This window comes from Paenibacillus nuruki, from assembly GCF_963311185.1.
In the GTDB taxonomy this organism is placed as follows: Bacteria; Bacillota; Bacilli; order Paenibacillales; family Paenibacillaceae; genus Saccharibacillus; species Saccharibacillus nuruki.
In genome coordinates, this window is the sequence record NZ_OY725677.1 from 4,430,996 (window position 1) to 4,456,575 (window position 25,580).

The following is a 25,580-nucleotide window of genomic DNA, read 5'->3' on the forward strand; positions in this document are numbered from 1 at the left end:
ATCCATTAACCAGAATTGTTCAAAAGGAATAATAAGCGATGGTGTAATCTAACAAAAAAGCATGATTAATAAGCGCATCTGACGATGTCCACACATCAGGTGAATCTTGTAGTCGAATCCGCAGTTCAGTCAATGCTTCTAAAGCAACCTGACTACGTACACTTCCCCAATTCTGTTGCTGCTGATCGATATGAGAGAGTGCTTGATCTAGAGGGCATTTTTTGAGTGATGTAAATACTCGACTCCATTTCACCAGATCCAGATGCTGAACTTGATCTGTAAATGAATATTCCGCCCAGCCTGTAACTCCATGACTTGCGATTTTTAACAGCCCGCAGTGCAGATAGCCATCCATTTCAGGTAAGGCTAGACAGCGATTATCATACTGAAATACTTCAATAGAATGAATAACATGGACAGATGTATTGCTAGTGGATGCCGCATGAGTAACAGGTGAAATGGCCGATAACAGACTCATCAAAAATCTACACTCCTTTAATATGATGTTTCTTTGCCTAATCCAATCACGATCCGTGTATCTGTCTATAACGGTATACTTGATGTCAGATATTGTTAGCAATCATAGTCCGCTCAGAGAAAGAAGTAAAATCAGACCTGAGTATTAAAAAGATCATATATCTGTGAAAACAACCATGTAATCGGATTCATTCTATTCATTCATACGGTAATGTCTTGTATACTCATCAATGCGCCAGTTTATCCATTTATCCTGTAAAAGAAAGTAAAACAGCGCTAGATGAAGGAAATAGAACATTAGAACCCTACAATCGACTGGATTGCTCTATATCCGAATATAGCGAGCTTCAGTACTGCTTTACAAACGAAAAGAGCGGGCGTATGATTTCTTTCAAGTTCATTACAGCTTAATGGCTGAAAAGGGTATCAATAGACCTTTCAATCAGCGGGGGAACCATAAGAATAGACACTATGCTAGTGAGCTATTCAGGGGTGAATCAGAGCAGTTGGTGAAGACCGATAACTCTGTAGGGAGACTCTTACTTCCGAATCCGTCAGCTAACCTCGTAAGCTGCAATAAGAGAGACGACAATAATCAACTACGCCATGATAAGATGCCGCAGGCACTTGTCTTAGAAGCTGATGAAGAGGTCCTCTTCTAACGGCTTTTTTTTGTTGTCTACAATGGGTGGAGGAGCGCGAACAAGGATGGAATATGAGCAGGAATTTGTACTGGTATCACCGGCTACTGTAGCAGGGGAGCAATTTATGCAATTGTTAAAAGTAAAAAAGATTCCATTTGCAGTGATCGTGAACAGTCAAGCCGATCAACTTCGATATCAGAAAATGGGGATTGAACATGTGCTGGTGATCGACACACAGCGACAAGAGTTATGGCGGATTCCAGAGTTGAAGATTGGCAAAATTTATTTATTTGAACGCAGTCTACCGCTCTGTTGTCGTTATATCCAGATCTGCCGAACATGGTCATCACAGCAACTCTATGTTATTACAGAAGGCAACCAATCCCGATTGATTTATCGTGGACTGGGCGCCGATTACATTATTCATACGAATGGGAGCAGTGCTTCCTTTTTGTTATAAAAAGGGGCTGTAGATCGATCGCTCATTTTATTTTGCAATTTGCTGATGATATCTTGATAATGAAGAAGATAGGGAATCAAGGCGATGCGCAGAAATGGAGATGATCGTGATCGGTAAAACAGCATTAGTCGCAGGAGCCACAGGTCTAGTAGGCAAAAAGTTGCTGCGCCAGTTATTAGAAAGTACAGAATACACTCAAGTGATTGCTCTTGTCCGCCAACCTGTGCAACAACTGCAACATATGAAGTTGCAACAGGTTGTGGTGGATTACAATAAATTGCAAGATTATCGAGCGGATATGAAAGCAGATGATGTATTCTGTTGTCTGGGAACAACGATTAAGCAAGCAGGAACACAGAAGCAGATGATCGAAATTGATGTTATTTATCCATTTGCGGTAGCGCAGATGGCGTATGAGCAAGGAGCCAAACAGTTTATCGTTATCAGTTCTATGGGAGCCGATCCGAAGTCCAGTATCTTTTATACACGGATCAAAGGAGAACTGGAACAGCGATTACAACAGATTGGATATACCTCGTTGTCGTTGATTCGTCCATCTTTATTGCTTGGTAAGCGTAAAGATAGCCGTGCAGGCGAGCAATTTGGCACTGTCATCTCTCAGGCATTATCTTTCCTTATGGTGGGCCCTCTTCGTAAATATCGGGGAATAGAAGCAAGTGCAGTCGCTCTAGCGATGTATCGAATTGCACAGACGGCCAAACCCGGGTCGCATGTGTATCTTTCAGATCGTTTGCAGCGGATTGCCGATGAATCACAACCTACGACTGCTTCTACTAAAAAACGGAGTTGACGTCATCATTCGTACGTATTAGTTCAATTATAGAAATGGAGAATTATAATATGCCTCAATTAGAACCCAAGCAAGCAGCTTCAACGATCGAAAAATGGATTTCTTTTTACGATATGGATAATGCCAAAGCATGGGATAAAGACGATTATCCATTTATCCAATCTTCCTGCAAAGTGATGCGCAGTGCAATCCAAGCATTACGTGGTAAAGCTCCAGCACAACCGAATGAGCGCCGTAAAATAGCGACTGGATTAGAAGAATGGTTAGATGACTCTTTTATGGATGATCCAAATGAATGGGAAAAAGAAAATAAAGCGTTTGTACAAGAAGCGTTAGAAGCGATTCAGTTTACGATTCAGTTTCTACAAAAATAATGAATAATGAGCAGACATACTCTATACCAGATGGGTATATCCCTTTATCCAGCAGTGAGATTGGCGAATTTTATATCGCTTTTGAACCTCACTCGCATAGCTTCAATATCTATGTACATGCAGTAGAACCTTCTACATCTCCAGCTATCGATCAGCCTGAGTCTCCTGTGTCGATGGTATTGATCGGCTATTTGAAAGTGACGTATTCGCAAGCATCCAAGCCTACCGAATCAGACGATGATCCTCATGAAATCACACAAGGGCTTGATGCTGTCTATATTAGTGATTTTCAGATTTATTTTAATTATCAAGATTTGAAATTAGCCGTTCCTGTTATTACGGTATTGCGAGATACGTTAACCACTCAAGGCTACCGTTTACTTTCTGCTCATCTATTCAAAAGCGAACGTTCCTATGCTAAATTACGTCACACCTATATCGACCGCTGTGGAGCCACTATACGGCGGGAATATAGCGATTATTTGATCATCGAATGGCGACTCAATCCAGAAGAGCATTCTGAAAGGGGAACGTAATGAGCGATAATCATACAGACCTTATCCAGATCACTCTTTGCCGTGAAGAAGAAGCGCATATCATTTGCAATATGTATCCTTATTATCTGTATGATCTGTCAGAGATTTGGGAACGATTGCCGAATTCACAAGGTGTTTTTGACGAAGAAGAATATGCGACTCTTCATCAACAAAGCGATGTTTTTCTGATCTGGTGGCGACATCCAGGCGTTCTTTATCCGTGGATTATTCGTGTGAATGGCGTACCAGCTGGCTTTGCGTTAATAGCGACGGCTCCTTATTTACCGGATGGTTCTAAGGCGCAGTATTATTTAAATGAGTTTTTTGTGATACGTCCATTTCGTGGACAAGGCGTTGCCCGTCAAGCCGCTAGTCACATTTTTGACCAATATAAAGGGGATTGGGAGCTACAGACCAATGCCTCCTCACGAAATAGCCATGCTCAATCATTCTGGAATCATGTATTGTCACAATATACAGACAACCAGTACAGTCAGCAGGAAATCACCGACGAAGATCAGCAACAATTGCTGTCTTATTGCTTTAATAATCAATGAAAAAGTAGCCCTTTTTGACTTTTTTCAAATTGTTACTTTCTTTTCATGGACAAGATATAACGTTTTGTGTAACATAGGCATAATTCACTTTATTCATAAGGAGTATACCTATGGCACAAAAAGAAGGTTCAGGTTCATCAAGTACAGGCAGCGGCAAGATCGAACGCTTTTCAACAAGCGGGTTTATTTTAGCAGCAATTGGTAGTTCAGTAGGGTTAGGAAATATGTGGAAGTTCCCGTATATCACAGGTAAATACGGTGGAGCTGCCTTTTTCCTGATGTTTATTATCTGTCTGATTGTAGTAGGTCTACCGATTTTATTAGCAGAAATGGCTATTGGTCGAAGTGGACGGGGTAATGCTGCGGCTTCGCTTTTCAACATTACAGGGAAGAAGCATTGGAAATGGATTGGTACTGTTCCTGTTGTTACATCATTTCTAATTATGTGTTATTACGGTGTTGTTGCAGGATGGACATTACATTATACCGTTTTATCTTTTAGCGGTAGTCTATCTGATGTGAATACTGATTTTACAGCAGCCTTTACGAATTTTGCAGGTGGATATGCACCGTTATTCTGGCAAGCAGTTGTGATGCTAATTACAGGTATTGTTATTGCTAAAGGGATATCGGGTGGAATTGAGAAGTACAACAAGATTCTGATTCCAGGATTTCTGGTGATTTTGCTCATCTTAATGTTCCGTTCATTGACGTTACCTGGCGCAGGAGCAGGGGTAGAATTTTTCTTAGCACCTGATTTTTCTAAATTAAGCCGAGCTTCGATCTTAACAGCATTAGGACATGCATTCTTCTCTTTATCTCTAGGGATGGGTTGTATGTTAACGTATGGTTCTTATGTACGCAAAGAGCAATCTTTAGGTAAAGCAGCGCTTGCGATCGGCGCAGGCGATTTATTCTATGCACTTTTAGCAGGATTAATTATTTTCCCAACCGTATTCTCTTATGGATTAAAACCAGATCAAGGTGTAGGGCTAGCATTTATGGCTTTACCTGCTGCTTTTGCACAAATGCCTTTAGGTGCTTTTTTTGGAGGTCTATTCTTCTTATTGCTCGCGATTGCGGCAATCACTTCGTGCTTCTCTATTCTCGAAGTACCTGTAGCTTATGCGATGGGACAATGGAATTGGTCTCGTAAAAAAGCAGCTATTCTCGTCTGTGTGTTTTCTTTTATACTAGGTGTACCTGCTGCATTATCTGTAGGCGGTGTGCTTAGCTTTATTTCATTAGATGGCAAAAGTATTTTTGATCTATTCGACTTTGTGACTTCATATATTTTGATGCCTGTAGGTGGATTTATTGTCACGATCTTTACAGGATATGCATGGAAACGTGCAGGAGAAGAAGCAGGAATATCTGGCTTCTGGTACGACACATGGATGTTTATTCTACGTTATGTGGCACCGATCTTAATTATTCTGATTTTCTTATATTCGGTAGGGATTATCCAACCAGAATAACCTGAATACAACAATCAAAGGAGCACTCTCATGACTATTTCTTCACAAGAAGCTTTTTCCAAAGCGTTAGTGCAATCTTTGATCGGAGAAAGAGGGCATTTGCCGATTGCACGTGCTTTATCAGATATCGATTTAGAACTATCAGGTCGATCTTTGGAGAATTCTCCATATACCATTTACCAGTTAATTAGTCATATGAATTACTGGCAAGACTTCATGTTAACGCATCTTAAAGGTGAAAAGCCTCAAATGCCTGCGAATGTTAGTGAAAGCTGGCCGACTGAAGTACAAGCAGTGGATGAAGCGACATGGCAAGATGTTTTGGATCGTTTTCTTCAAGGGATTGATTATGCGTGTGAATTAGCGCGTACAATGAATTTGGAACAACCATTAGTCTATTTCCCGGGCGAAACGGCTGCTGGATTGTTGCGTAATATTGCTTCTCATAATACGTATCATTTGGGTGAAATTGTATTGTTACGTCGCTTGTTTGGCGCATGGCCACCACCAGGTGGAGGATATCCAGCGTAAGATTTTATTTCTGATCATATTCATCATTTTATGTAAGATTTCGTTGGGTTACTTTTTGGGGTTAATTCAAGGTGGTGTTGTACAGCTTGATTGCGAATGAACATATCTTTCTTACGCAACATGATAATATTTCCAGTGATTGGTGTAATAATACATGGGAAATACATTTGCAGTAGGAAAAGGATGTGTAATCATGGCAACACCACCGAAAAAGAAATCGATTCGTTATGATTGGCCGTATCATTTTGTGGCTTTGCCTCTTTTATTAGTAACGTTTGTACTCACTGTAATCTACTGGGTAGAAGCGATTCGTTATGATGAGCATGTATTGTTATCATGGTTATTATTGATATTAATGGTGTGTTTATTTTTCGCTATTCCACGGATTCGAGTCTATGCGACCAAAACGCAGGATCGAATTGTACGCATTGAAGAGCAATTCCGCTATTTCCGTTTAACTGGAAAAGAATTGGATTCTCGTCTATCCAAATCTCAAATTATAGCGCTTCGTTATGCAAGTGATGAAGAATTCCCTGCCTTATGCGAACGTGCAGCCAGTCAGAATCTATCTGGTTCAGATATCGAAAATGCGATTACGAATTGGCGTCCAGATACGATGCGTATCTAACTTACACTGAATCAGATGCATATCCACATACGATATAGTTCTAAATCATATGAAATACAGACCAGAAGTCGCTCGATATAGAGCGGCTTTTTTTGTACATGCAAGTGAAGGGAAGTAAAGTAGCCAGTCATATATCGTTGCTAGAAAAACACTGAAAAAGCCAAGTACCTACACATAATGCAGGTACTTGGCTTCGATTATAATGATTAGATGACGGCATCTATTTAGCTAAAAATCGAATTGATATGCTCTATTTCTTGCGGTGTTAATTGGACTTGTAGTGTTTTGAGATTGTCTTTGACTTGATCTGAACGCTTCGCACCCGGAATGACTGCATCTATCGAATCGCGTGTCAGATACCATGCCAGTACAATATGAGCGACATCTACACCTTTGGTCTGTGCAATCGGACGAAGTTGATCTACTTTTGCCAGATTTTCTATAAATGCATCCCCTGTAAAGAGTGGATCTTTGGCACGAATATCATCAAACTTGGTGTCTTTGGTATATTTACCACCCAGTAGACCGGAAGCGAGTGGGAAATAAGGAATAAACGTGATTCCATTTGCAGCCGTATACGGTAACAGATCTTTTTCAGCATCCCGATGGAATAAATTATAGTGACCTTGAAGGACATCCACATCGCCGTTAGTGTTCGCTTCTTTCAACTGTTCTAACGAGAAGTTAGACACACCAATAGCTCGAATTTTGCCTTCGTCTTTTAGCTTTTTCAGTTCAGCTACAGCTTGATCTTTCGGTGTATGTTCGTCTGGAAAATGAATATAAAATAAGTCGATATAATCGGTTTGTAGGCGTTTGAGACTATCTTCTACACTTGAACGTAGAAATTCAGGTGAGTTATCAATCACAACGTCACCGCTATCTGTGAATTTGTGAGCGCCTTTGGTCGCAATAATGACTTCGTTGCGCTTACCTGTTTCTTGAAGTACTTCACCAATCAATTCTTCAGAGCGCTTAGGCCCATAAATGAATGCAGTGTCTAGAAAATTGATACCTTCTGCGAGTGCAGTACGGATCATTTCTTTACCGACTTCTTCATCCAAATTAGGATAAAGATTATGTCCACCAACTGCATTCGTACCCAGTCCGATTGGATTTACCCATAGATCGCTTTTACCTAATTGTTGTTTTTCAGTCATGATTCATTCAGCTCCTTTGATCTCTTTGCTTGATTACTCTTTTTATTTTAACAGAATATCATGTGGAGTTAAAATATCGGGATAATTGGATTAGGGTTTTAGGACAGCGCTCCAGAAAATAATTTGTTCTTGCCGTCGCTGGTGAAGTCTAATCCCTTGAATGACTGGCAAGCAGTCGGGATTTGACTTCAAAGGCGACTTTCAGAATAAATTATTTTCTTGCGCTCTGTGCTAGGAGGCATGGGGGTGGGTAATTTAAAACAGATGCTTTTGATTCCTCTTTTTGAAGGGGGAAGGCAGTAAGGAAAAGAGTAGATGAAAAGAATGGATATAGAAGTGAGTATATTTATAGATGGTATAAAGTAAAAATAAAAGTATGTATAGAGTAAGTTAGATAAATAGATTGTAAGAAGATGGTTGTGAAATATGTTCATTGATCCGTATAGGGAATGAACATGTACGTTAGGGAAGGTAGGAGAAGAGGATAAATGAAAACGGCTAAGGTGTTGAGTTTGGTTTTATTTCTTGTGATGATTTGCAGTAATGTGTATGGGGCTGTGTTTGGGGATGTTTTGGTAGAAGGGCAAATGTTGTTGTCCTTGTTATGGGGTCGGTTGGTTTTGGTCGATTTCTATGTGGGGATGATTTTGTTTATTTCTTGGATGATTTTTCGCAAAGAATCGGGTTGGAGATTGCTTCTTTGGATCGTGTTATGTATTTGTTTGGGTAACTTCTCTACGTCGCTATATATTTATCTAGCGTTGCGTCATAGTGATGGGGATTGGCATCGATTCTTTTATGGCAAACGAGTGATAGGACACTAATAGGCAATGAAGTGAAATGCACAGCTAAATGGTAGAGCAACTGTAGAAAAAAAGCATATTCTACCGCCAAATTGCTAACGAAAAAGATCATTAAAAAAAGGGCAACTTCCTACGAATAGGAGGTTGCCCTTTTTGGGTTATACCATAATCATGTCTTCTTCTTTTTCTTATTTCAAAGTGTAAGAGTTAGAAGCGTCCATGATGTCTGCATATGCCCAGTGGCTAGCAGGAACATCTTTCCATGCTTTGTTGCCAGCTGTTAAGTTAGCTGTTTTTTCTAGAATTTTGTTCAAAATCGTTACAGCTTGAGCACGAGTCAACGGTTGATTTGGTTGGAAGCTAGATGGAGATACACCTTGCATCAATCCAGCAGTCGTTACACGCTTGATATCGTTCGCTGCCCAGTGTCCGTTAATATCGTTAGCAAATGAGCTTCCTGCGCCTGTCAGACCCTGCCAGCGGCTTACGATTGCAGCCATCTCCGCACGAGTGATCGGTTGAGCAGGAGCAAATTTACCGTTAGTTAGACCTTTCATCAATCCAGTGGATTGCATAGAAGCAATCGCTTGGTGTGCCCAGAACGTAGTAGATACATCTGAATAGCTTCCGTTGCCACTAGCTGATGCATTTGGTGCGCTAGCTTGTAAACGGTACAATAGTGAAGCCATTTCAGCACGAGTAATACTGTTGTTCGGACGGAATGTTTGATCAGGGTAACCTTGGATATAAGCAGGTTTTACTACACCCGCTGTTGTATCTGTATTGACGTTATTATTGTCAGGTGTTGAATTGTTTGTTGTAGACGCTGCTAGATTCTGCATATCTACAATTGTAAACGTACTGAATTTGGTCACTGTAAATTGTAGACCTGTTTTGCCATTACCATAATCAACTACACTTGGTTGTACCAATTCACGATCGCCATCACTATGCTCGATAAAGATACGCAATTGATTTAACCATTGTTGTTTAGCTGTTGCATCTTGTGGAATCGCACTGTTCTCAATCGGCATGACCAATTGAACCGGTTGGTTTTGTAAATTCGTTTCGATCGTCATCGGACGACCTACTACAGAGATATCACCATTGCCTAAAGATTGTTTAACGATCTCTTCTTGTTTTGCACGATTCGCCACTGCATTTTGTTGTGCTACCGTTTTAAGAGGTACAAAGTGGAAGTAAAGATCGTTAGTGATATTGTTCAATGAAGTGGAAGCAACAGACAATTTAGCATCGTTAGTGCTGATTTCCAAGTTCATTGCTGCATTTTTCAAATCTTTTGCTGCTGTTAATGGTAATGTGATATCGGTTTGAGCCACTTCATCACTGCTATCTGGAACAACCAGACGAACGGTTTGTTGAGCTGCTTCTTTTAATTTCGTAATCGCTTCGATCACTTTATCGGTGGAGAAAGTAATCTGATCTTGTTTTTGACCACTTGCTTGTGTAGTACGGTTAACGACTGCTGTAGCAGGAATCGTTGTTTTGCCTTTACCATCATCTACGTTAAGTGTGATCTTTTGGGAGCCACCTGAAGATGACGTTTTATCATCGGATTCTTTAACGGTTACTGTTGCACTTGCAAATAATTCTTGTTGAGATACAGAGTAAGCACTGATGATCGCTGTACCTTTACCAATTGGAGTAACAACACCATCGGTTACTGTAGCTACACTTGGATTGCTGCTGATCCATAATACCGTAGAATCTGTAGCATTATCAGGAGTTACAGTCGCTTTCAATGTTTGAGCAGCGCCTTTTTTCTTGAACTCTAATGTTGATTTGTCTAACGTAACACTTGTTACTGGAAATACTTCTGCTTCGTCTAAGAAATCTAATTTAGTTAACGTATTCGATTCTACAGAACTTGTATATCCTGTACGGTCTGGTAAGAAGGTAACACCATAAGCAAAGTTTGTTTCGCCCATCATTTCAAAATTCTCTGTTGCAACTGGAAGATTTTGAAGTAAGGAAGCTTTAGCTTTGTAAAGATAAGAGTAACCAATATTTACATACAGATTACCAAGCGGGCTAATTGTAATACCGCGAATTACAGTTGGATACGATGCTACCCATTCAGGTTTTGAATTAGAATCGGATAGACGGACAATTTGAGAATCGACCTGATGGTAACCATCTTCTCTAGTAGCTACATACAAACGATCTTGTTGATCGAGAGCAAGTCCTGTAATCTCTATCGTACTCTCAATACCTTGAGTTGCAATGATATTAGATTGTAATGATTGAATCGATGCGCTGTAATAAAGAGTACTATACTCTTTTAAATCTGAAGTCGTATAAGGCAGTAATTCACTGTCTTGTAGATACTTATGATCTAGTACCCATACACGATTATCGTTAGATTTGGCATAGTACAGGTCGCCCGCTTTGTTTAAAGTTACAGCAACGATATTATCGCTTTTAGCGATATGAGTCACTTTTAGTGTTTTGGTAGAAACTTTGTAAAGCCCGCGATCATAATCAGCGTAGTACACATCACCATTGAAATAAGCGAGTTCAAATGGACGATTAAGTTCAACTTGTGTAAGGTCAGTCGGAATAGCTTTGACTGATACATAACGAGTCATTTGGTTTGCACTCAAACCAGAGCTGTTTTGTACATTGTAATGAACAATATATTCACCTACAACAGAGGTGTCAATAGCATTTACAGGTTCACCATTTAACGTATAAGTGATCGTTGCTTGCAGATTATCATCGACTGCGTCGCTAATCGAGAATCCTGGATCAACATAAGCATCACCTTGAGTCAATTGAATATAAGAATCACCAGCCAATGTGATCACAGGAGGAGTGACTTTTTTGAACGGTTGAATAGAATTACCATTACTATAATATCCGGTACCATTTGGTAAGATAACGAGTCCTTGTGCAGAATAAAAATCACTTTGGTAAGACTCAATAAGTGAATTATCTACAGGCAAGTTTTGCAAATGATCAGAACTTATCTTTTTAAGTCCCATGCTACCCATACCTAAAAATCCGGTAGTGCTATAAAATAAATTTCCTTTGGCATCTGTAGTGATTCCCAAAACACCATTATAATAATAATTAGAATTTGTATTATTATTTATGAGTACATTCTGTCTTGCTTTTGTTGTCAGGTTTACTTTGATAAGGCTACTGTCAGAATTGAAATTGGAATTAAAATTGTAGCTGTTGTTGCCAATGTACATATTGTCATTGTTATCAATAGCCAACCCATACATAGTGCTATTATTATATGAATCGAAAGCCTCGGATACTTCATTAAGTTTTGTTGAATCTAATGGAAAATCTTTAAGATATTTTGCAGGTATTTTGTAAACATGTGCATCTATGTTTTTGGTATAGAATAGATCGCCTGCTTTATTTAAAGCAACACCGAAAAAATAACCTGATGATTGAACGACATGTTCTACTACACCTGTAGTTACGGATACACGATCAATCCCTTGTTGATAAGAGGATACATATACATATCCATTGTGATAAGCCATACCATACGGACTTGGAATATTTGTTTTAGCAAGATTAAAATAACCGCTGAGTGCTTTAACCGTAACTATACGAGTGACTTCATCCGCAACTTGTTCTTCCGGATTGATTACATTGTAATGAACGGTATATTCACCAGCAATACTTGTATCCACAGCGTTTACAGATTGGTTATTTAAGGTATAAGAAACTTTTGCAGTAAGATCTTTGTAGACATTATCTTGTACAGTTACGCCTGGATCATTAAAAGTATCGCCGACATTCAATTGAATCTGTGCATCGCCAATCAGCGTAATCACAGGTTTATTGACTTGATTAGAAGTAACGCCAGTATTTGTACTTTCGACATGAGTGACAGGAGTGCCAGAAGAGTAAGTGTCATTGCTAACTGTGCTTGTGTTGCTACTTGTTGTACTGGTTGAATCGCTCTCAGCAAAAACATTTGTTGTTGCTGTCCCCGGCAATGCAATCAGTGCAGCTAAGCATAAAATCATCCATTTTTTCATGCTGTAAATATCCCCTTTGTTTTTAAATCATGTGACATGTATTCACTATATCGAACAGTACTGAACAATTTCTGAACATTAATTTTAAATAATCATAAATTGATTTTTATACGTTACATATATGTTAATGATTTACTGGAATATATCGTACAGATAAGGGTAAATTTAATTTATTTTCATTGATGAAAATAACTCTTGCTTATGTATCAATCATGTCCTAAAATGAGGTTGCAGATGTATGCAAGCGTTTTCAAAGAGGTGTATAAGTACATTTATAGATGTAGTGCATCTCTTTCAGCCATGCTACTTTTCACTGCATAACAGGAATTTGAAAATATTTTGATAGCGTTATCAGATTCCTATTTACTTTTCACCCAATACATAAGAAAATGGGTAAGAAGTAAAAAATATCTAATTTTGTTATTTACGTTCTTTTTATTGCTTTTTTATTACAGGTGTAATCAAAAAAAGGGGCTGAGTACATGAAGCGTAAGTTGAAAAAAAGCAGCACAATGTCACTGATGATGGTTTTGTTATTTTCAGTTGTCATGAGTGCATGCGGAGGAACAACAAGTAATACGGCTACACCAGAACCCGCTGCAACAGGAACAGATACAACAGCTACAGCAACAACAGGCGCAGATATGATCAAAACAGCTAAAGTTCCAGCTGGATCTGAATTAGAGAAAGCCTTAAAAGGTGAATATAAAGGAACCAAAGTAACGATGTATGGTCCATTCGTAGATGCGGATGAGCAGAAATTCAATGCAAGTATCAAAGCATTTGAAGATCAGACTGGTATTGATATCGCTTATGAAGGTTCTAAAGAATTTGAAGCGACTATTAATGTACGTGTAAACGGTGGTAATGCACCGGATATCGCTGACTTCCCACAACCAGGATTGTTAGAAGGATTCGCTAACTCTGGTAAAGTGGTCGATGTATCTAGCTTTATGGACGAAAGCTATTTGAAAGAGCAATACAAAGATAGCTGGCTAGATATGGCGAAAATGAAAGGTGAAGGCGGTAAAGAATTGACTGCGGGCGTATGGGCACGTAGTAGTGTGAAAAGCTTAGTCTGGTACAACAAAAAAGCGTTCGCAGATGCTGGTTATGAAGTACCTAAGACTTGGGACGAAATGATGGCATTAACAGAGCAAATCGCTAAAGATGGCGATCCTGCTTGGAGTATCGGTATTGAAAGTGGTACAGCAACAGGCTGGCCTGCAACAGACTGGATCGAAGATATTATGCTTCGTACAACCACTCCTGAAAACTACGACAAATGGTTAACAGGTGAATTGCCATTTACAGATCCAATTGTTAAAAATGCAGTGAAAAAAATGTCTGATATCTGGTTTAACAAAGATTATGTATACGGTGGACGTAGTTCAATCGTAACAACGAACTTCGGGGATTCTATTCAACCGTTGTTCACAGACCCTCCTAAAGCTTGGTTTAACCGTCAAGCAGGATTTATCGTATCCTTTATTCCTGAAGGCGTAACAGCAGATGAGTATGACTGGTTCCCGTTCCCATCGATCGATGAGCAATATGGTACACCTGCTATGATCTCTGGTGATATCTATGCTATGTTCAATGACCGCCCAGAAGTACGTGCAGTTATGGAATTCTTCACAACAGCAGAATCTCTACAAAGCTGGATTCAATCCGGTGGGGTAACACCTCCAATGAACGGTACTCCTGATGATTGGTTCGCTAATGATCAAGAACGTCGTATGTCTCAGTTTGTACAAGAAGCCAAAACAATCCGCTTTGACGGTTCTGACTTGATGCCAAGTTCTGTAGGCGCAGGAACGTTCTGGAAAGGTATGACGGATTATGTGAGTGGTACAGCTAGTCTAGATGAAGCGATGGCTGAAATTCAATCAGGCTTCAAAAAACAATAGTATTGCACTTCAGATACTATAGGTATGGATAGCAGGTATACATTGACATGAGTCAGAACGGGCCGATGCTATCGGTCCGATTTTGGCTTGATTAAGGGGGAAAGCCGATGGACGTGCGAGCCAATCAAGGGTCTATGTTGAAGTTGATTTTATTATCGATACTGGTGCCTGCTGTAAACTTAGGCTTGCATTTCTCGATCTTTTTATTTTTTAGAAGCTCGGATCTTCCACCAGTTTTAAATGCTGTGCTTGCTGTAATCTGGGGAATATTTGGGATCTATTCGATTTACTGGTCTCTGAACTGGGTGGTTGAGCAATACTCGGATAAATGGAAAGAACGTATAATTCCTTATGTATTTGTAGGACCTGCTGTATTGTTGCTAGGTTGGTTGCTCTTTTTACCGACACTACGCACATTATACTTAAGCTTTTTTAATGCTGATTCTACCCGCTTTGTAGGGCTGGCTAACTTTGGGGCTGTATTTACAGACCGACTATTGTTAACAGCGCTACGTAATAACTTGCTCTGGGTGGTATTCGGTACATTAGCATGCGTAATTTTGGGTATGTTGGTCGCTGTACTGGCTGACCGCAGTAGCTTTGAGCGTCTTGCCAAAGCGATTGTATTTATGCCGATGGCGATTTCATTCGTAGCCGCAGGCGTTATCTGGAAATTCATTTATTACTATCAACCAGGCGATGACCAGATCGGTCTACTTAACGCAATTATGGTGCAGTTAGGACTCCAGCCGCAGGGCTGGCTCAGTATGGTGCAACCCTGGAATAACCTCTTCTTGATTGTCATATTGGTCTGGATGCAGACCGGGTTTGCAATGGTTATCTTTTCCGCTTCGATCAAAGGAATACCAGAAGATATGTTGGAAGCGGCACGTATGGATGGCGCAGGCGAAGTGCGTATCTTTTTCAAAATCATGTTGCCTGTGATCTCCAGTACCGTTCTAGCAGTAACCACAACTATTATTGTATTTACACTGAAAATATTCGATGTCGTTATGATTATGACGGGTGGACAGTATGGAACAGAAGTGGTTGCGACTGAGTTCTACCGTCAATTATTTATGTATCAAAATGCAGGCTATGGTTCTACGCTTGCGATTGTGTTGCTGATTGCAGTTATTCCGGTTATTATCCTGAATCTGCGCCAGCTTCAGAAGGAGGGAAGCTTCTGATGGCTAAACGAAAACATAAGGCACCCAAACGCAAAGCGAGTTGGTTGGTTAATACGATTCTAGCGATTATCTGTATTATCTGGTTTATTCCTACGCTAGGGCTATTAATCTCATCTGTACGTCCAGCCGCCGATATTTTACAAACCGGATGGTGGACAGTATTCCCTCATCGCCAGTGGGCAACTGAAGAACAAGTCAAGCTTCCAAAAGATACCGACCTTCGTCAGCCGATTACAGTTAACGGACAGACATTCAGCGATGATCAGCTCAAAGCGGGTGTAATGCAAGGCGACAAACGTCTGGTCTGGGAAAATCGCCGTTCACGTACGGTCGATGTTCAGGACAAAAAATGGAGCGGAATGACGCTTAATTTCACCACTCAGAACTATGAAACGGTTCTAGGGGGGAAACAGTACAAAATCACGCAACCGGATGGCACGGTCAAAACCGAGCAAGGTAGCGGCATGGGTAGATCGTTCTGGAATACGATTGCTGTTGTTATTCCATCGACCGTGATTCCGATCTTTATCGCTTCTTTTGCCGCTTATGCGTTTGCCTGGTTGAAATTTAAAGGACGACGATTCTTTTTCGTTATTGTGATCGCATTGCTCGTCGTACCTTTACAAGTTGCTTTGATTCCTATTTTGCGCGATTATACAGCACTCGGACTGAATGGAACATACTTTGGTATATGGTTAGCCCATACTGCTTTCGGGTTACCGCTAATTACCTACTTTATGTACAATTCGATCAGTCAGCTTCCTCGTGATCTGTTTGAATCAGCTTATATGGATGGAGCAACTAACTTTACCATCTTCTCCAAATTGATTCTTCCATTATCTGTACCGGCACTGGCTTCGATCAGTATCTTCCAGTTCTTATGGGTATGGAATGATTATCTGGTGTCGCTTATCTTCCTCGGTTCTCAACCGGAAGTACAAGTACTGTCAATGAATATTGCGAATATGGTTGGTTCGCGTGGTAGTGACTGGCATTTGTTAACCGCAGCTGCTTTTGTCTCCATGTTAACACCACTTGCTGTATTCTTTGCACTACAGAAGTACTTTGTACGTGGTCTATTGGGTGGATCGATCAAAGGATAATAATCTTACAAAGAACAACTATAAAAACCACTTTCCTTTCTACAGGGAAGTGGTTTTATGGTTGAGGATAAATATAGAAGAAACTGGTATTTCATAGCCGGGAATTGTATCATAAATAGACTACCATTTACAAAGGAGTAGAGCATCTATGGATACTGGATCGTTGGTCGTATCGACTGTATTGCTGGTTGTTGTATTGATTGCTGTATTGTCGATCGTGTATTATAGCTGGCGTAATGGTATCTCTCCATTGCCTGCTTCTGCATTGATCCGAAGCAAGATTGCTGAAGAAGTATTACGTTTATCCAAAATACAAGAATTGGATCGTCCACTATTCAAGTTAAAGATCGATGATCCAGTTGAGCGATATTCAACTATCCAACAACATATGGACTACAAAACACGTCCCAAAACTATCATCGAAACCGGATCAGGTTGGGGAACATTAGCGATATTTCTAGCGAAGCATTGCCCTGAATATAAAGTCACAGGCATTGAGAACTCATTCATACCGTTCTGGATTTCGAAGCTCTGGGCACGATTTGAAAAAGTATCGGTGAACTGGATTCGTGGTGATATGTATCAGTATCCGTATGAAGAAGCCAATATGATTATCTGCTATTTGTTTCCGGGAGCCATGAAGCGATTAAATCCTATTTTGCGTGAACGTGCCACAACCTATACATATATTATTAGCGTGTATTTTGCATTACCGGATTGGACACCTGAGAAAGTCGTTCAGTGCGTTGATATCCACCGCACCAAAATCTATATCTATAAAGTATAAGCAACCAAAAAACACATGTAGCTTAATGCCTACATGTGTTTTTTGAATATATTTCGTTCAGTATGCTGTTGTATTAGTTGTGATCTTTGAAAATACCGAAAGGCTTACCGATTGGTAAAAAGGTTTTGCCGAAATGCGTATTCAATACCAATGCGCCTGTACCGTATAAAGATACAATGCCGATACCCATTTCTGCATAAGCCGCAAGCGTATGGAAAATATGAGGAGCTACACCAAACGCATCAAAAGTCAGCCCTAAAAATAACAAATCGATCAAGCAGAAAATAATAAACAATACTTTGTGTGTTTCCATCGCACCAATCGTCATAAAGAGAACAAACACTAGATAACCGGCAAAAGCAAAACCTAACTGTTTACCATCTACATCACTCGCAAGAGCTGTTCCGAATACACCCATTTTGATCATCCAGTTGCCTGCCATAGCGAACCAGAAGAAAGCAAATGCTCCAAATGCAGTCGTACCAAATGTATTGTTTCGCTTGGAATCTTGAATACAAGCGAATAATTGAGCGCAAGCACCTAGAAAGATCGCCCAGGGAATAGCATAACTTAGACCTGTAGTCAGACCTAGCTTTTGAGAAGAAGCTACCAGAGTAACAATAGCCAGACCGAATAGGCCGAGTGCGCTAGGATCAGCATTAATGATCTTAACTTGAGTTTGCGAAGAAGTTTGCATAAGGATTTTAGCCTCCAATAATTGTTAGGTATCTCTAACGGTTCGTCAGACATACCTCAAGCATTGTACCTGAAAAGACGCAGATAGAAAAGAAATATTATTATTTACATATAAATTGCAGTAAAGTGTATGTCACTACAATTTATTTATTCCAATTCGGGTAATGATTTGACTATTTCCGTTACTCAAAACTTGTTATACTGATACATAATTAAATATCATCGATTAAGGTGTGTGAATAAAACAGATGGATTTCAATCTGGATATGAAAACAGTATTCATTTCGCTTGTATTTGGACATATCTTTACAGTTATTTTGATCCGAGCGTATCGTCAGAATTATACAAAAGATCGTGCTGTGAATATGTTCTATGCCTCTAAGTGGGTACAAGCGATTGCATGGTTTATGTTACTTTTTCAAAATACAGCACCGGACTTTTTCTCGATAGTGGCAGCTAATTCATTGTTGTTTATCGGGGCGGCATTTGAGCCTGCATCATTTCTGGTATTGCAAAAAGCATTTTCTAGAAAAGTCCGCCATTTGTATATCGGATGGATGGTCATCATCATTATCGGTTTTGTATCTATATACCTTTTGAATGTGACAGAGACGACTCGCATTATTTACGCTTCTATAGCTACATCTCTATTTATCCTCTATCCCGCCTATCGTATGATTTCAGATCGCCAAGCGTCCTCGCTTCAACACTTAATGGGGTATTTGTATAGTATTGTTGCAATCAGTCTATGGTGTAGAGCTATTTCTGCTATTTATTTAGGGAATGAGGTTGGATTATTTACAACAGGCATGTATCAAACGTTTACGTTTCTTTCCCTTTATTTAATTATGATCTTGGGAAATACCGGATTTGTGCTGTTATCCAAAGAACAGGCGGATGTTGAGCTGTTACGAATTGCTAGCTATGATGAACTGACCGGTATTTTGAATCGGCGTACATTTATGATCCAAAGCAAAAACTGTATTCATACATTAGCCAAAAAACAACAATCGATTTCTTATCTTTTATTCGATATTGATCATTATAAAAATATTAATGATACATATGGTCATCATGTAGGAGATCGCGTACTACGAGATATGGCAATACTTATTGCAAATAGTTTAGAAGAGCAAGCTATATTTGGAAGATATGGTGGAGACGAATTTGCTATTCTTCTACCAGATACAGATGAACAACAGTCAAGCCAAATAGCAGAACAGATACGTTCTACTATTGAAAATCATCGCTTTCATGCTTTACCGTTGTCCTATACGATTAGTATCGGTATTGTCACTGTACTCGCTACTTCAGATACTCATCTGAGTATGTTATATCAGCGCAGTGATTATGCATTATACCAAGCAAAGCATGCAGGACGTAACCGAATCGAACGAAGTGTTGTGACGATATAAGAAGATAGGAGATAATCGTTACTTGTGATCAACGAATACAGCATCGCTATAGTAGATAGTAGAAATAGATCGACAAAAAAAAGCGCCACAATCGCTGTTACGGATTGTAGCGCTTTTTGCTATTTATAGAAGCACAATAGATTATTTTTGCTGACTGTTATAGTAGTAGATATTTTTAGTGATATCTTTCATCGATTCGCCTGTAGCTTGTAGACGGTCGATAACTTCGGTAAAGGAACCTACAAGAGTAGCTTGTTCTTGAGAAGAAGTGGTAATTTGAGTGATCTCGTTTTCCATTTGACGAATAGATTCTTGTACATCACGTAGAGCGGTTTCGATATCGCCTGTAGCTTTTTTAGAGTTAACAGACAATTTACGTACTTCTGTAGCTACGACACCGAATCCTGCACCAAGTTCTCCTACACGAGCCGCTTCAATCGCAGCATTCAGACCAAGCAAGTTGGTTTGTTCTGAAATGTCTTTGATCAAGATCGCCACTTCATTGATTTTGCTTGATTTTTCAACCGTTGTTTTGGTGTTTTGCAAAATTTGTTCGCTAGTTGCTTGCAATTGTTGAGCATGAGCAGCGATATGTTGTACCATGTCGACAAGATTTTCAGATACAGCAACGTTTTCTGTCATAACGCCTTGTAGATCTTCTTGCGTTCTTTGGTCATAACTGATTGTCATAACACCAACGATTTGACCATTATCATGAATAGGCACATTAATACCTTCTAAAGACACACCGAACATTTCTTTAGGAAAAGGAGTGATGGATGGATTCACTTTATCTTTAATTCCAGCAAAGTTTTCAAAGCCAGGAGCTAAAGGGCCGTTAGAGACGAATCCGAGATCAATGCCTCCAAATTGTTCATAATAGAGAATTTTCTCATGATCATAAAGACAGATCGTAGCTCGCTCGCGTAAAAGTTTTCCGATGAACGGCAAAGCGGTTAATAGTGCATCCATTACTGGCATAATTCTAATCATCCTTTTCGTACTCAATTTTTGATAGTATCTATATGTATTACTATCGGATAGAAGCGCCTTATAGTAAAGGCTAATGTTTTTAAGGGACAACAACTAGAGACAGGTATGAGTGAAAAAAGCTCTATCATCATAGAGCTTCTATCTTTAAATAACTCTAGTAGGTGGATTGAAATAGGTAAATGAAGATTATTTTTTGAGAGGAACACTGTAACGATAAAGGTTGTCTGTTATCAATTTCATGGAGGTACTTGCTGCTTGCAGACGTTCAATAACATCAGTAAAGGAGCCAACCAGAGAAGATTGTTCTTGAGAAGAAGTGGTAATTTGAGCAATTTCATTTTCCATATGACGAATTGATTGTTGTACATCACGCAGAGCGGTTTCGATATCACCGGTCGCTTGTTTGGCATTAACTGACAATTTTCGCACTTCAGTCGCAACAACGCCAAATCCAGCTCCAAGTTCGCCTACACGAGCTGCTTCAATCGCTGCGTTTAGACCGAGCAAGTTGGTTTGTTCTGAGATGTCTTTGATCAATGTAGCCACTTCGTTAATTTTGCCTGATTTTTCAACAGTGATTTTACTGTTTTGCAAAATTTGTTCACTGGTTGCTTGTAATTGCTGAGCATGAGCAGCAACATGTTGTACCATATCGACAAGACCATCAGCAGCAGAGACATTTTCTTGTAAAACAGAATCTAAGTTTTCTTGCGTCGTCTTATCGTAACTTACAGAAAGAACAGCGATAAGTGTACTGCCATCATAAATAGGTACGTTAATTCCTTCTAAAGGAACGCCAAACACTTCTTTAGGATAATAGCTGATTGAAGGATTAATTTTATCGGTTAAGGAAGCGTAATGATCGAATCCCGCTGGAAGAGCATCCCCTGTTTTGAATCCAAGATCGATTCCATCTAGTTCTTCATAATAAAGCATATGAGTCTCGTTATAGAGACAGATGGTTGCGCGTTCTCTCAAAATTTTACCGATGTAAGGAACAAACTTTAATAAGGAATCCGTCGTACTCATTCATTCATCACCCTTTGATCACAATTTTATAGTGGCATACTTCTATAATATCGGAATTTCAGATCGTGAAATTAAGGCTGAAACGGCGAGAAAGTCTGATAAACCGTGCTAAATACGCAACTAAATTTAAAATTTTAACTTTTTCATACAGTAAAATATATTTATTTATATATATAGAAATAATTACATTGTTGGGACAATATAAAGACTGTTTTGCTTAGTTAATAAGGCTTCAAAACTGTTTTGTAAATAGCTTTTCTATTTTTTTCTAATCAGAGACTCTCTTGCTATACTGAGAAAAAGGTTATATTGAGATGTAAATAAAGGTTGGTAAGTATGGCACGATATCAAAAAGATGAAGGTGAGAAGACGATCATGAACAACGAGATAGAGCAGAACGGATTAATTACCGAAGTTATCGATCATATGGCTGCGATTCAACAGCGGTTTCAAGCTGAAGGGGAAGATGAAGAAAAGAAATGGATGATGATGCATACGTCTGACTCGGATGTCATCGATTTTTTAAAAGTAGCGACTGTACAGATGCTTCATGTGATTGATGCGATTGGAGAGTTAGAGCCTGTAAATGGAATTACTATTTCCAAGCAATATAACATTCCTAGAGGCAGTGTATCCAAAATCACACGCCGATTAGCAGATATCTACATGATTCAGTTCGAGCCTGTGCCAGATAATAAAAAAGAAGTGCTGTTTCGATTAACGCCTTTGGGCAAAAAAGTATTTATATTACATCAACAATTACACCAGCATATCCATCACAATATGAGCCAATTTCTTCATCAATATAAAATAGAAGATATCCGCTTTCTTGTATCTTTGATGAAAGATGTGATAAGCACTTCATGGGTTCAGATCGAAGAAAAGGCCATACAGATCAATGAACCAGCTCGTATACTTTCTTCTAAAGTGGAAATTTCGAGTGAGTCCGCAGAAAAGAATGATATTGTTGCGATGTTACAACAATTAGACGCCAAAAAATTAAGCCGTGCCAAACAGTTAATCCAGCTTGCCTTTTTTGAAGATTAAGATCAGGAGTAGACACAAAAATCCCTTTTACAGACCAAGTATACGTCAGCAGAAAAGATGCTTGTATTCTGATCATCTGTAAAAGGGAAATGGTTAAAGCGATGATGTATGATGCTATGATCTATACTTGGTAGGAGCTGTTGCTTGTTCTAAGGCTTCTAGATAAGCAAAAGCTTCTTCATTTGTTGTACCGCACATCTCTAAAGAAGCTGGTAATCCACCACATACGTCTGGACGCTCCGGTCGACCGAATAATCCGCAACGGCGCTCTGTAGTTAGTTGGGGACAAGGAACTCCAGCAGGTTTACCTTCCGGCATCCCCGGGATCGGTGAAGAAATAGAGATTGCGATACAACAGGCGGCACAGCCAACCCGACATTCCATAATGATTCACTCCAATATTTAATGCACACATGCGATATTTATTTCCAGACCTCTTGCGAGATTTGGATAACATGACGTAGTTTATCCCATTGTTGCTCTTCGGTTAATAAATTACCTTCTTCTGTTGAAGCAAATCCACATTGTGGACTCAAGCATAATTGATCTAGATTCACGAATTTGGATGCGGCATCAATCCGACGCTTAATCTCATCAGGATGTTCCAATTCTCCATATTTGGAAGTGACCAGACCCAGTACAATTTGTAGATTCGGACGTTTCACAAAGCGAAGCGCATCAAATGATCCTGAACGTTCGTCATCATATTCCATAAATAATCCATCCAGATCCAGTCCATCCAAAATGGTCTCGGCTGCGCCATCATAACCACCAGATGCTGCCCATGTCGAGCGGAAATTACCCCGGCAAATATGCATTGTAATCATCATATCAGCAGGACGATTAGCAATCGATTCATTGATTAATTTAGCCGCATCTGCAAGCATTTGATCTGGATCTTTGCCATCGTTACGCAACTTGGCTTTGGCTTCTTCTGAAAAGAATGCTGCCCATGACGTATCATCCAATTGCAGATAACGGCAACCTGCGTCGTAAAAAGCACGAATGGCTTTTTGATACGCTTGTGCCAAATCATGCAAAAGAACATCACGATCCTCATACAAATCCGTTTCAATTTGACCACGGAACAACAACATATTCGGACTTGGAATCGTCATTTTCGCAGTACGACCTTGACTGACGATGCTATGCAGAAATGCGTAATCATCCACATGCGAATGAGTAGTGAAGTCGATTTTGTCTGTGACTTTGACTCCGTGTGCTTTGGTCGTTGTATTGTGAAATTGAATACCACCTTCAGTGTCGTACCCCTCAACTCCATCCAAACGCTCTAAAAAGTCAAAGTGCCACCATGCCCGGCGAAATTCACCATCTGTAATCGATAATAAACCGATTTCTTCTTGCTTCGCTACGATTCGGCGAATTTCTTCATTTTCAATCTCACGTAGCTGATCTGCATGAAGTTCACCGCTTGTGTATTGAAGACGAGCTTGCTTGATCGTATCAGTGCGTAGTAGACTACCTACCTGATCTGCACGAAAAGGAGCTACTGTGCGTTGAAGAGAAGTCGAAAATGTCATAGAGTTATACCTGCTTTCTATCGTATTTAGATGGACTATAAGTTATTCGATCCAGACGGAATATTACGCTTGATTTGATTTGGCAAATAATTGAGCAATTTCAACAATCACTTCTGTGGCTTTGACCATATTATTTACAGACACGTACTCGTATTTACCATGATAATTTTCGCCACCTGTAAAAATATTCGGTGTAGGTAGACCCATATAAGACAATTGAGCACCATCGGTTCCTCCGCGAACAGGCGTGATATGAGGTTCAACACCTACATTTTTCATCGCTTGTCCTGCTATATCGACAATATGTTTTACAGGCTCAATTTTCTCGCGCATATTGTAATATTGATCTTTCATTTCGATCAAAATATTGTTTTCACCATACGTTTGTCCAAATTCTTCGACAATGCTAGTTAATAGATTTTTTCTATGTTCAAAATTTTCACGGTTAAAATCACGAATAATATAAGATAATTGCGTTTCTTCTACATCTCCTTGAATAGAAGAAAGATGGAAGAATCCTTCATAACCATCTGTAAATTCAGGAGCTTCACCTGCTGGAAGACGACGATGCAGTTCCATCGCAATTTTCGCTGCATTCACCATTTTGTTTTTAGCTGTACCAGGATGTACATTACTGCCTTTGCAAGTGACTTTAGCGGCAGCGGCATTGAATGTCTCATATTCAAGTTCTCCCAGTGGACCGCCATCTACGGTATACGCATATTCTGCACCGAACTTCGCTACATCGAACAAATGCGGGCCGCGACCAATTTCTTCATCCGGTGTAAAAGCTACTCTGATTTTGCCATGCTTGATTTCGGGATGATCGATCAAGTAGTGCATCGCTGTCATAATCTCAGCAATCCCTGCTTTGTTATCCGCACCAAGTAGTGTAGTTCCATCGGTAGTCATCAGTGTATGACCTTTATATTGCTCCAATTCCGGAAAATCTTTTGGTGAAAGCACAACGCCTACATCAGCATTCAGTAGAATATCGCCACCATTATAATTTTCAAGAAGCTTTGGTTTTACATTCTTGCCTGTAAAGTCAGTCGCTGTGTCAACATGAGCTAGAAAGCCGATCACAGGTGCTTGTTGATCTGTATTCGAAGGCAAAGTCGCCATGACATAACCGTTGCCGTCTAGAGTGACATCTTCCATACCAATCTGTTCTAATTCTTCAACCAATTGGTGAAGAAGCGTCCATTGTCCCGGAGTAGAAGGGCAAGTCTCACTATCCTCGTTAGATTGGGTATCAATTTGCACATAAGAAGTTAAGCGTTCAATTAGTTCGTTTTTCACAGTATAATAAGCTCCCTTCGGCTTGTGGTATCTATCGTATCTATTTATTTTATCATGAATATACAGATCATCCCAAAAGGAGA

General features: G+C 39.7%; 24 protein-coding genes and 1 riboswitch. Of the genes, 15 read left to right on the plus strand and 9 right to left on the minus strand.

Annotated elements, in window-relative coordinates; all coding sequences use genetic code 11:
• Window positions 1-19: 19 nt before the first annotated feature.
• A complete protein-coding gene (locus tag RCP16_RS19695) occupies window positions 20-478 on the minus strand; it encodes a hypothetical protein (protein WP_308641123.1) in 459 nt (152 codons plus the stop codon).
• A 393-nt stretch (window positions 479-871) separates the two neighbouring features.
• A riboswitch (cyclic di-AMP (ydaO/yuaA leader) is annotated at window positions 872-1,065 on the plus strand.
• A 120-nt stretch (window positions 1,066-1,185) separates the two neighbouring features.
• Here RCP16_RS19695 and RCP16_RS19700 point away from each other — a divergent pair.
• From RCP16_RS19700 to RCP16_RS19735, 8 genes are all read left to right on the plus strand, one after another.
• Window positions 1,186-1,581, plus strand: coding sequence for a hypothetical protein (locus RCP16_RS19700; protein WP_069326562.1), 396 nt, complete (start codon window positions 1,186-1,188; stop codon window positions 1,579-1,581).
• Between the two features lie 94 nt (window positions 1,582-1,675).
• Window positions 1,676-2,392, plus strand: a complete 717-nt coding sequence (locus tag RCP16_RS19705) for an oxidoreductase (RefSeq protein ID WP_308641124.1) — start codon at window positions 1,676-1,678, stop codon at window positions 2,390-2,392.
• 50 nt (window positions 2,393-2,442) lie between these two features.
• A complete protein-coding gene (locus RCP16_RS19710) occupies window positions 2,443-2,766 on the plus strand; it encodes a hypothetical protein (RefSeq protein WP_273592752.1) in 324 nt (107 codons plus the stop codon).
• Window positions 2,766-3,302 (plus strand): hypothetical protein, encoded by a 537-nt coding sequence (locus tag RCP16_RS19715; RefSeq protein ID WP_308641125.1) that lies wholly within the window; start codon window positions 2,766-2,768, stop codon window positions 3,300-3,302. Before RCP16_RS19710 ends, RCP16_RS19715 begins: the two co-directional genes overlap by 1 nt.
• Window positions 3,302-3,859, plus strand: a complete 558-nt coding sequence (locus RCP16_RS19720; protein WP_069326565.1) for a GNAT family N-acetyltransferase — start codon at window positions 3,302-3,304, stop codon at window positions 3,857-3,859. Before RCP16_RS19715 ends, RCP16_RS19720 begins: the two co-directional genes overlap by 1 nt.
• 110 nt (window positions 3,860-3,969) lie before the next feature.
• On the plus strand, window positions 3,970-5,337 hold the full coding sequence (locus RCP16_RS19725) for a sodium-dependent transporter (RefSeq protein ID WP_069326566.1): 1,368 nt from the start codon (window positions 3,970-3,972) through the stop codon (window positions 5,335-5,337).
• A 30-nt stretch (window positions 5,338-5,367) separates the two neighbouring features.
• Window positions 5,368-5,868, plus strand: a complete 501-nt coding sequence (locus RCP16_RS19730; RefSeq protein WP_069326567.1) for a DinB family protein — start codon at window positions 5,368-5,370, stop codon at window positions 5,866-5,868.
• Window positions 5,869-6,061: 193 nt separating this feature from the next.
• Complete coding sequence (locus RCP16_RS19735) at window positions 6,062-6,496, plus strand: DUF6526 family protein (protein WP_069326614.1); 435 nt, start codon at window positions 6,062-6,064, stop codon at window positions 6,494-6,496.
• A 224-nt stretch (window positions 6,497-6,720) separates the two neighbouring features.
• On the opposite strand, the gene RCP16_RS19740 is transcribed toward RCP16_RS19735, so the two are convergent.
• Window positions 6,721-7,656 (minus strand): aldo/keto reductase, encoded by a 936-nt coding sequence (locus tag RCP16_RS19740; RefSeq protein ID WP_069326568.1) that lies wholly within the window; start codon window positions 7,654-7,656, stop codon window positions 6,721-6,723.
• Window positions 7,657-8,144: 488 nt separating this feature from the next.
• Between RCP16_RS19740 and RCP16_RS19745 the strand changes: the two genes are divergently transcribed.
• A complete protein-coding gene (locus RCP16_RS19745; protein WP_308641126.1) occupies window positions 8,145-8,480 on the plus strand; it encodes a DUF1475 family protein in 336 nt (111 codons plus the stop codon).
• Window positions 8,481-8,647: 167 nt separating this feature from the next.
• On the opposite strand, the gene RCP16_RS19750 is transcribed toward RCP16_RS19745, so the two are convergent.
• Window positions 8,648-12,484, minus strand: a complete 3,837-nt coding sequence (locus RCP16_RS19750; protein ID WP_308641127.1) for an S-layer homology domain-containing protein — start codon at window positions 12,482-12,484, stop codon at window positions 8,648-8,650.
• Between the two features lie 482 nt (window positions 12,485-12,966).
• Here RCP16_RS19750 and RCP16_RS19755 point away from each other — a divergent pair, with 482 nt between their 5' ends.
• From RCP16_RS19755 to RCP16_RS19770, 4 genes are all read left to right on the plus strand, one after another.
• Complete coding sequence (locus RCP16_RS19755) at window positions 12,967-14,394, plus strand: ABC transporter substrate-binding protein (RefSeq protein WP_069326571.1); 1,428 nt, start codon at window positions 12,967-12,969, stop codon at window positions 14,392-14,394.
• Window positions 14,395-14,501: 107 nt separating this feature from the next.
• A complete protein-coding gene (locus tag RCP16_RS19760; protein ID WP_069326572.1) occupies window positions 14,502-15,584 on the plus strand; it encodes a carbohydrate ABC transporter permease in 1,083 nt (360 codons plus the stop codon).
• Window positions 15,584-16,687: a carbohydrate ABC transporter permease gene (locus RCP16_RS19765; protein WP_069326573.1), complete on the plus strand. Its 1,104-nt coding sequence runs from the start codon at window positions 15,584-15,586 to the stop codon at window positions 16,685-16,687. The genes RCP16_RS19760 and RCP16_RS19765 overlap by 1 nt, the downstream gene beginning before the upstream one ends.
• A 148-nt stretch (window positions 16,688-16,835) precedes the next feature.
• Window positions 16,836-17,474: a methyltransferase gene (locus RCP16_RS19770; protein WP_308641128.1), complete on the plus strand. Its 639-nt coding sequence runs from the start codon at window positions 16,836-16,838 to the stop codon at window positions 17,472-17,474.
• Window positions 17,475-17,547: 73 nt separating this feature from the next.
• Here the strand turns inward: RCP16_RS19770 and RCP16_RS19775 are convergent, their stop codons facing one another.
• Window positions 17,548-18,171, minus strand: coding sequence for an acetate uptake transporter (locus RCP16_RS19775; RefSeq protein ID WP_069326575.1), 624 nt, complete (start codon window positions 18,169-18,171; stop codon window positions 17,548-17,550).
• A gap of 265 nt (window positions 18,172-18,436) precedes the next feature.
• On the opposite strand from RCP16_RS19775, the gene RCP16_RS19780 reads away from it, so the two are divergent.
• On the plus strand, window positions 18,437-19,585 hold the full coding sequence (locus RCP16_RS19780; protein WP_161594277.1) for a GGDEF domain-containing protein: 1,149 nt from the start codon (window positions 18,437-18,439) through the stop codon (window positions 19,583-19,585).
• 141 nt (window positions 19,586-19,726) lie between these two features.
• On the opposite strand, the gene RCP16_RS19785 is transcribed toward RCP16_RS19780, so the two are convergent.
• Both RCP16_RS19785 and RCP16_RS19790 read right to left on the minus strand, forming a co-directional pair.
• On the minus strand, window positions 19,727-20,566 hold the full coding sequence (locus RCP16_RS19785) for a methyl-accepting chemotaxis protein (protein ID WP_193555955.1): 840 nt from the start codon (window positions 20,564-20,566) through the stop codon (window positions 19,727-19,729).
• 198 nt (window positions 20,567-20,764) lie between these two features.
• Window positions 20,765-21,607: a methyl-accepting chemotaxis protein gene (locus RCP16_RS19790; protein WP_137223999.1), complete on the minus strand. Its 843-nt coding sequence runs from the start codon at window positions 21,605-21,607 to the stop codon at window positions 20,765-20,767.
• 336 nt (window positions 21,608-21,943) lie between these two features.
• Between RCP16_RS19790 and RCP16_RS19795 the strand changes: the two genes are divergently transcribed.
• Entirely contained in the window at window positions 21,944-22,654 is a 711-nt protein-coding gene (locus tag RCP16_RS19795) for a helix-turn-helix domain-containing protein (RefSeq protein ID WP_308641129.1), read from the plus strand.
• A gap of 114 nt (window positions 22,655-22,768) precedes the next feature.
• Here RCP16_RS19795 and RCP16_RS19800 read toward each other — a convergent pair whose 3' ends face one another.
• From RCP16_RS19800 to pepT, 3 genes are all read right to left on the minus strand, one after another.
• On the minus strand, window positions 22,769-23,038 hold the full coding sequence (locus RCP16_RS19800; RefSeq protein WP_069326579.1) for a YkgJ family cysteine cluster protein: 270 nt from the start codon (window positions 23,036-23,038) through the stop codon (window positions 22,769-22,771).
• Window positions 23,039-23,076: 38 nt separating this feature from the next.
• Entirely contained in the window at window positions 23,077-24,195 is a 1,119-nt protein-coding gene (locus RCP16_RS19805; protein WP_137223995.1) for a 5-methyltetrahydropteroyltriglutamate--homocysteine S-methyltransferase, read from the minus strand.
• A 63-nt stretch (window positions 24,196-24,258) separates the two neighbouring features.
• Window positions 24,259-25,497: a peptidase T gene (pepT, locus tag RCP16_RS19810; RefSeq protein WP_308641130.1), complete on the minus strand. Its 1,239-nt coding sequence runs from the start codon at window positions 25,495-25,497 to the stop codon at window positions 24,259-24,261.
• Between the last annotated feature and the right edge of the window lie 83 nt (window positions 25,498-25,580).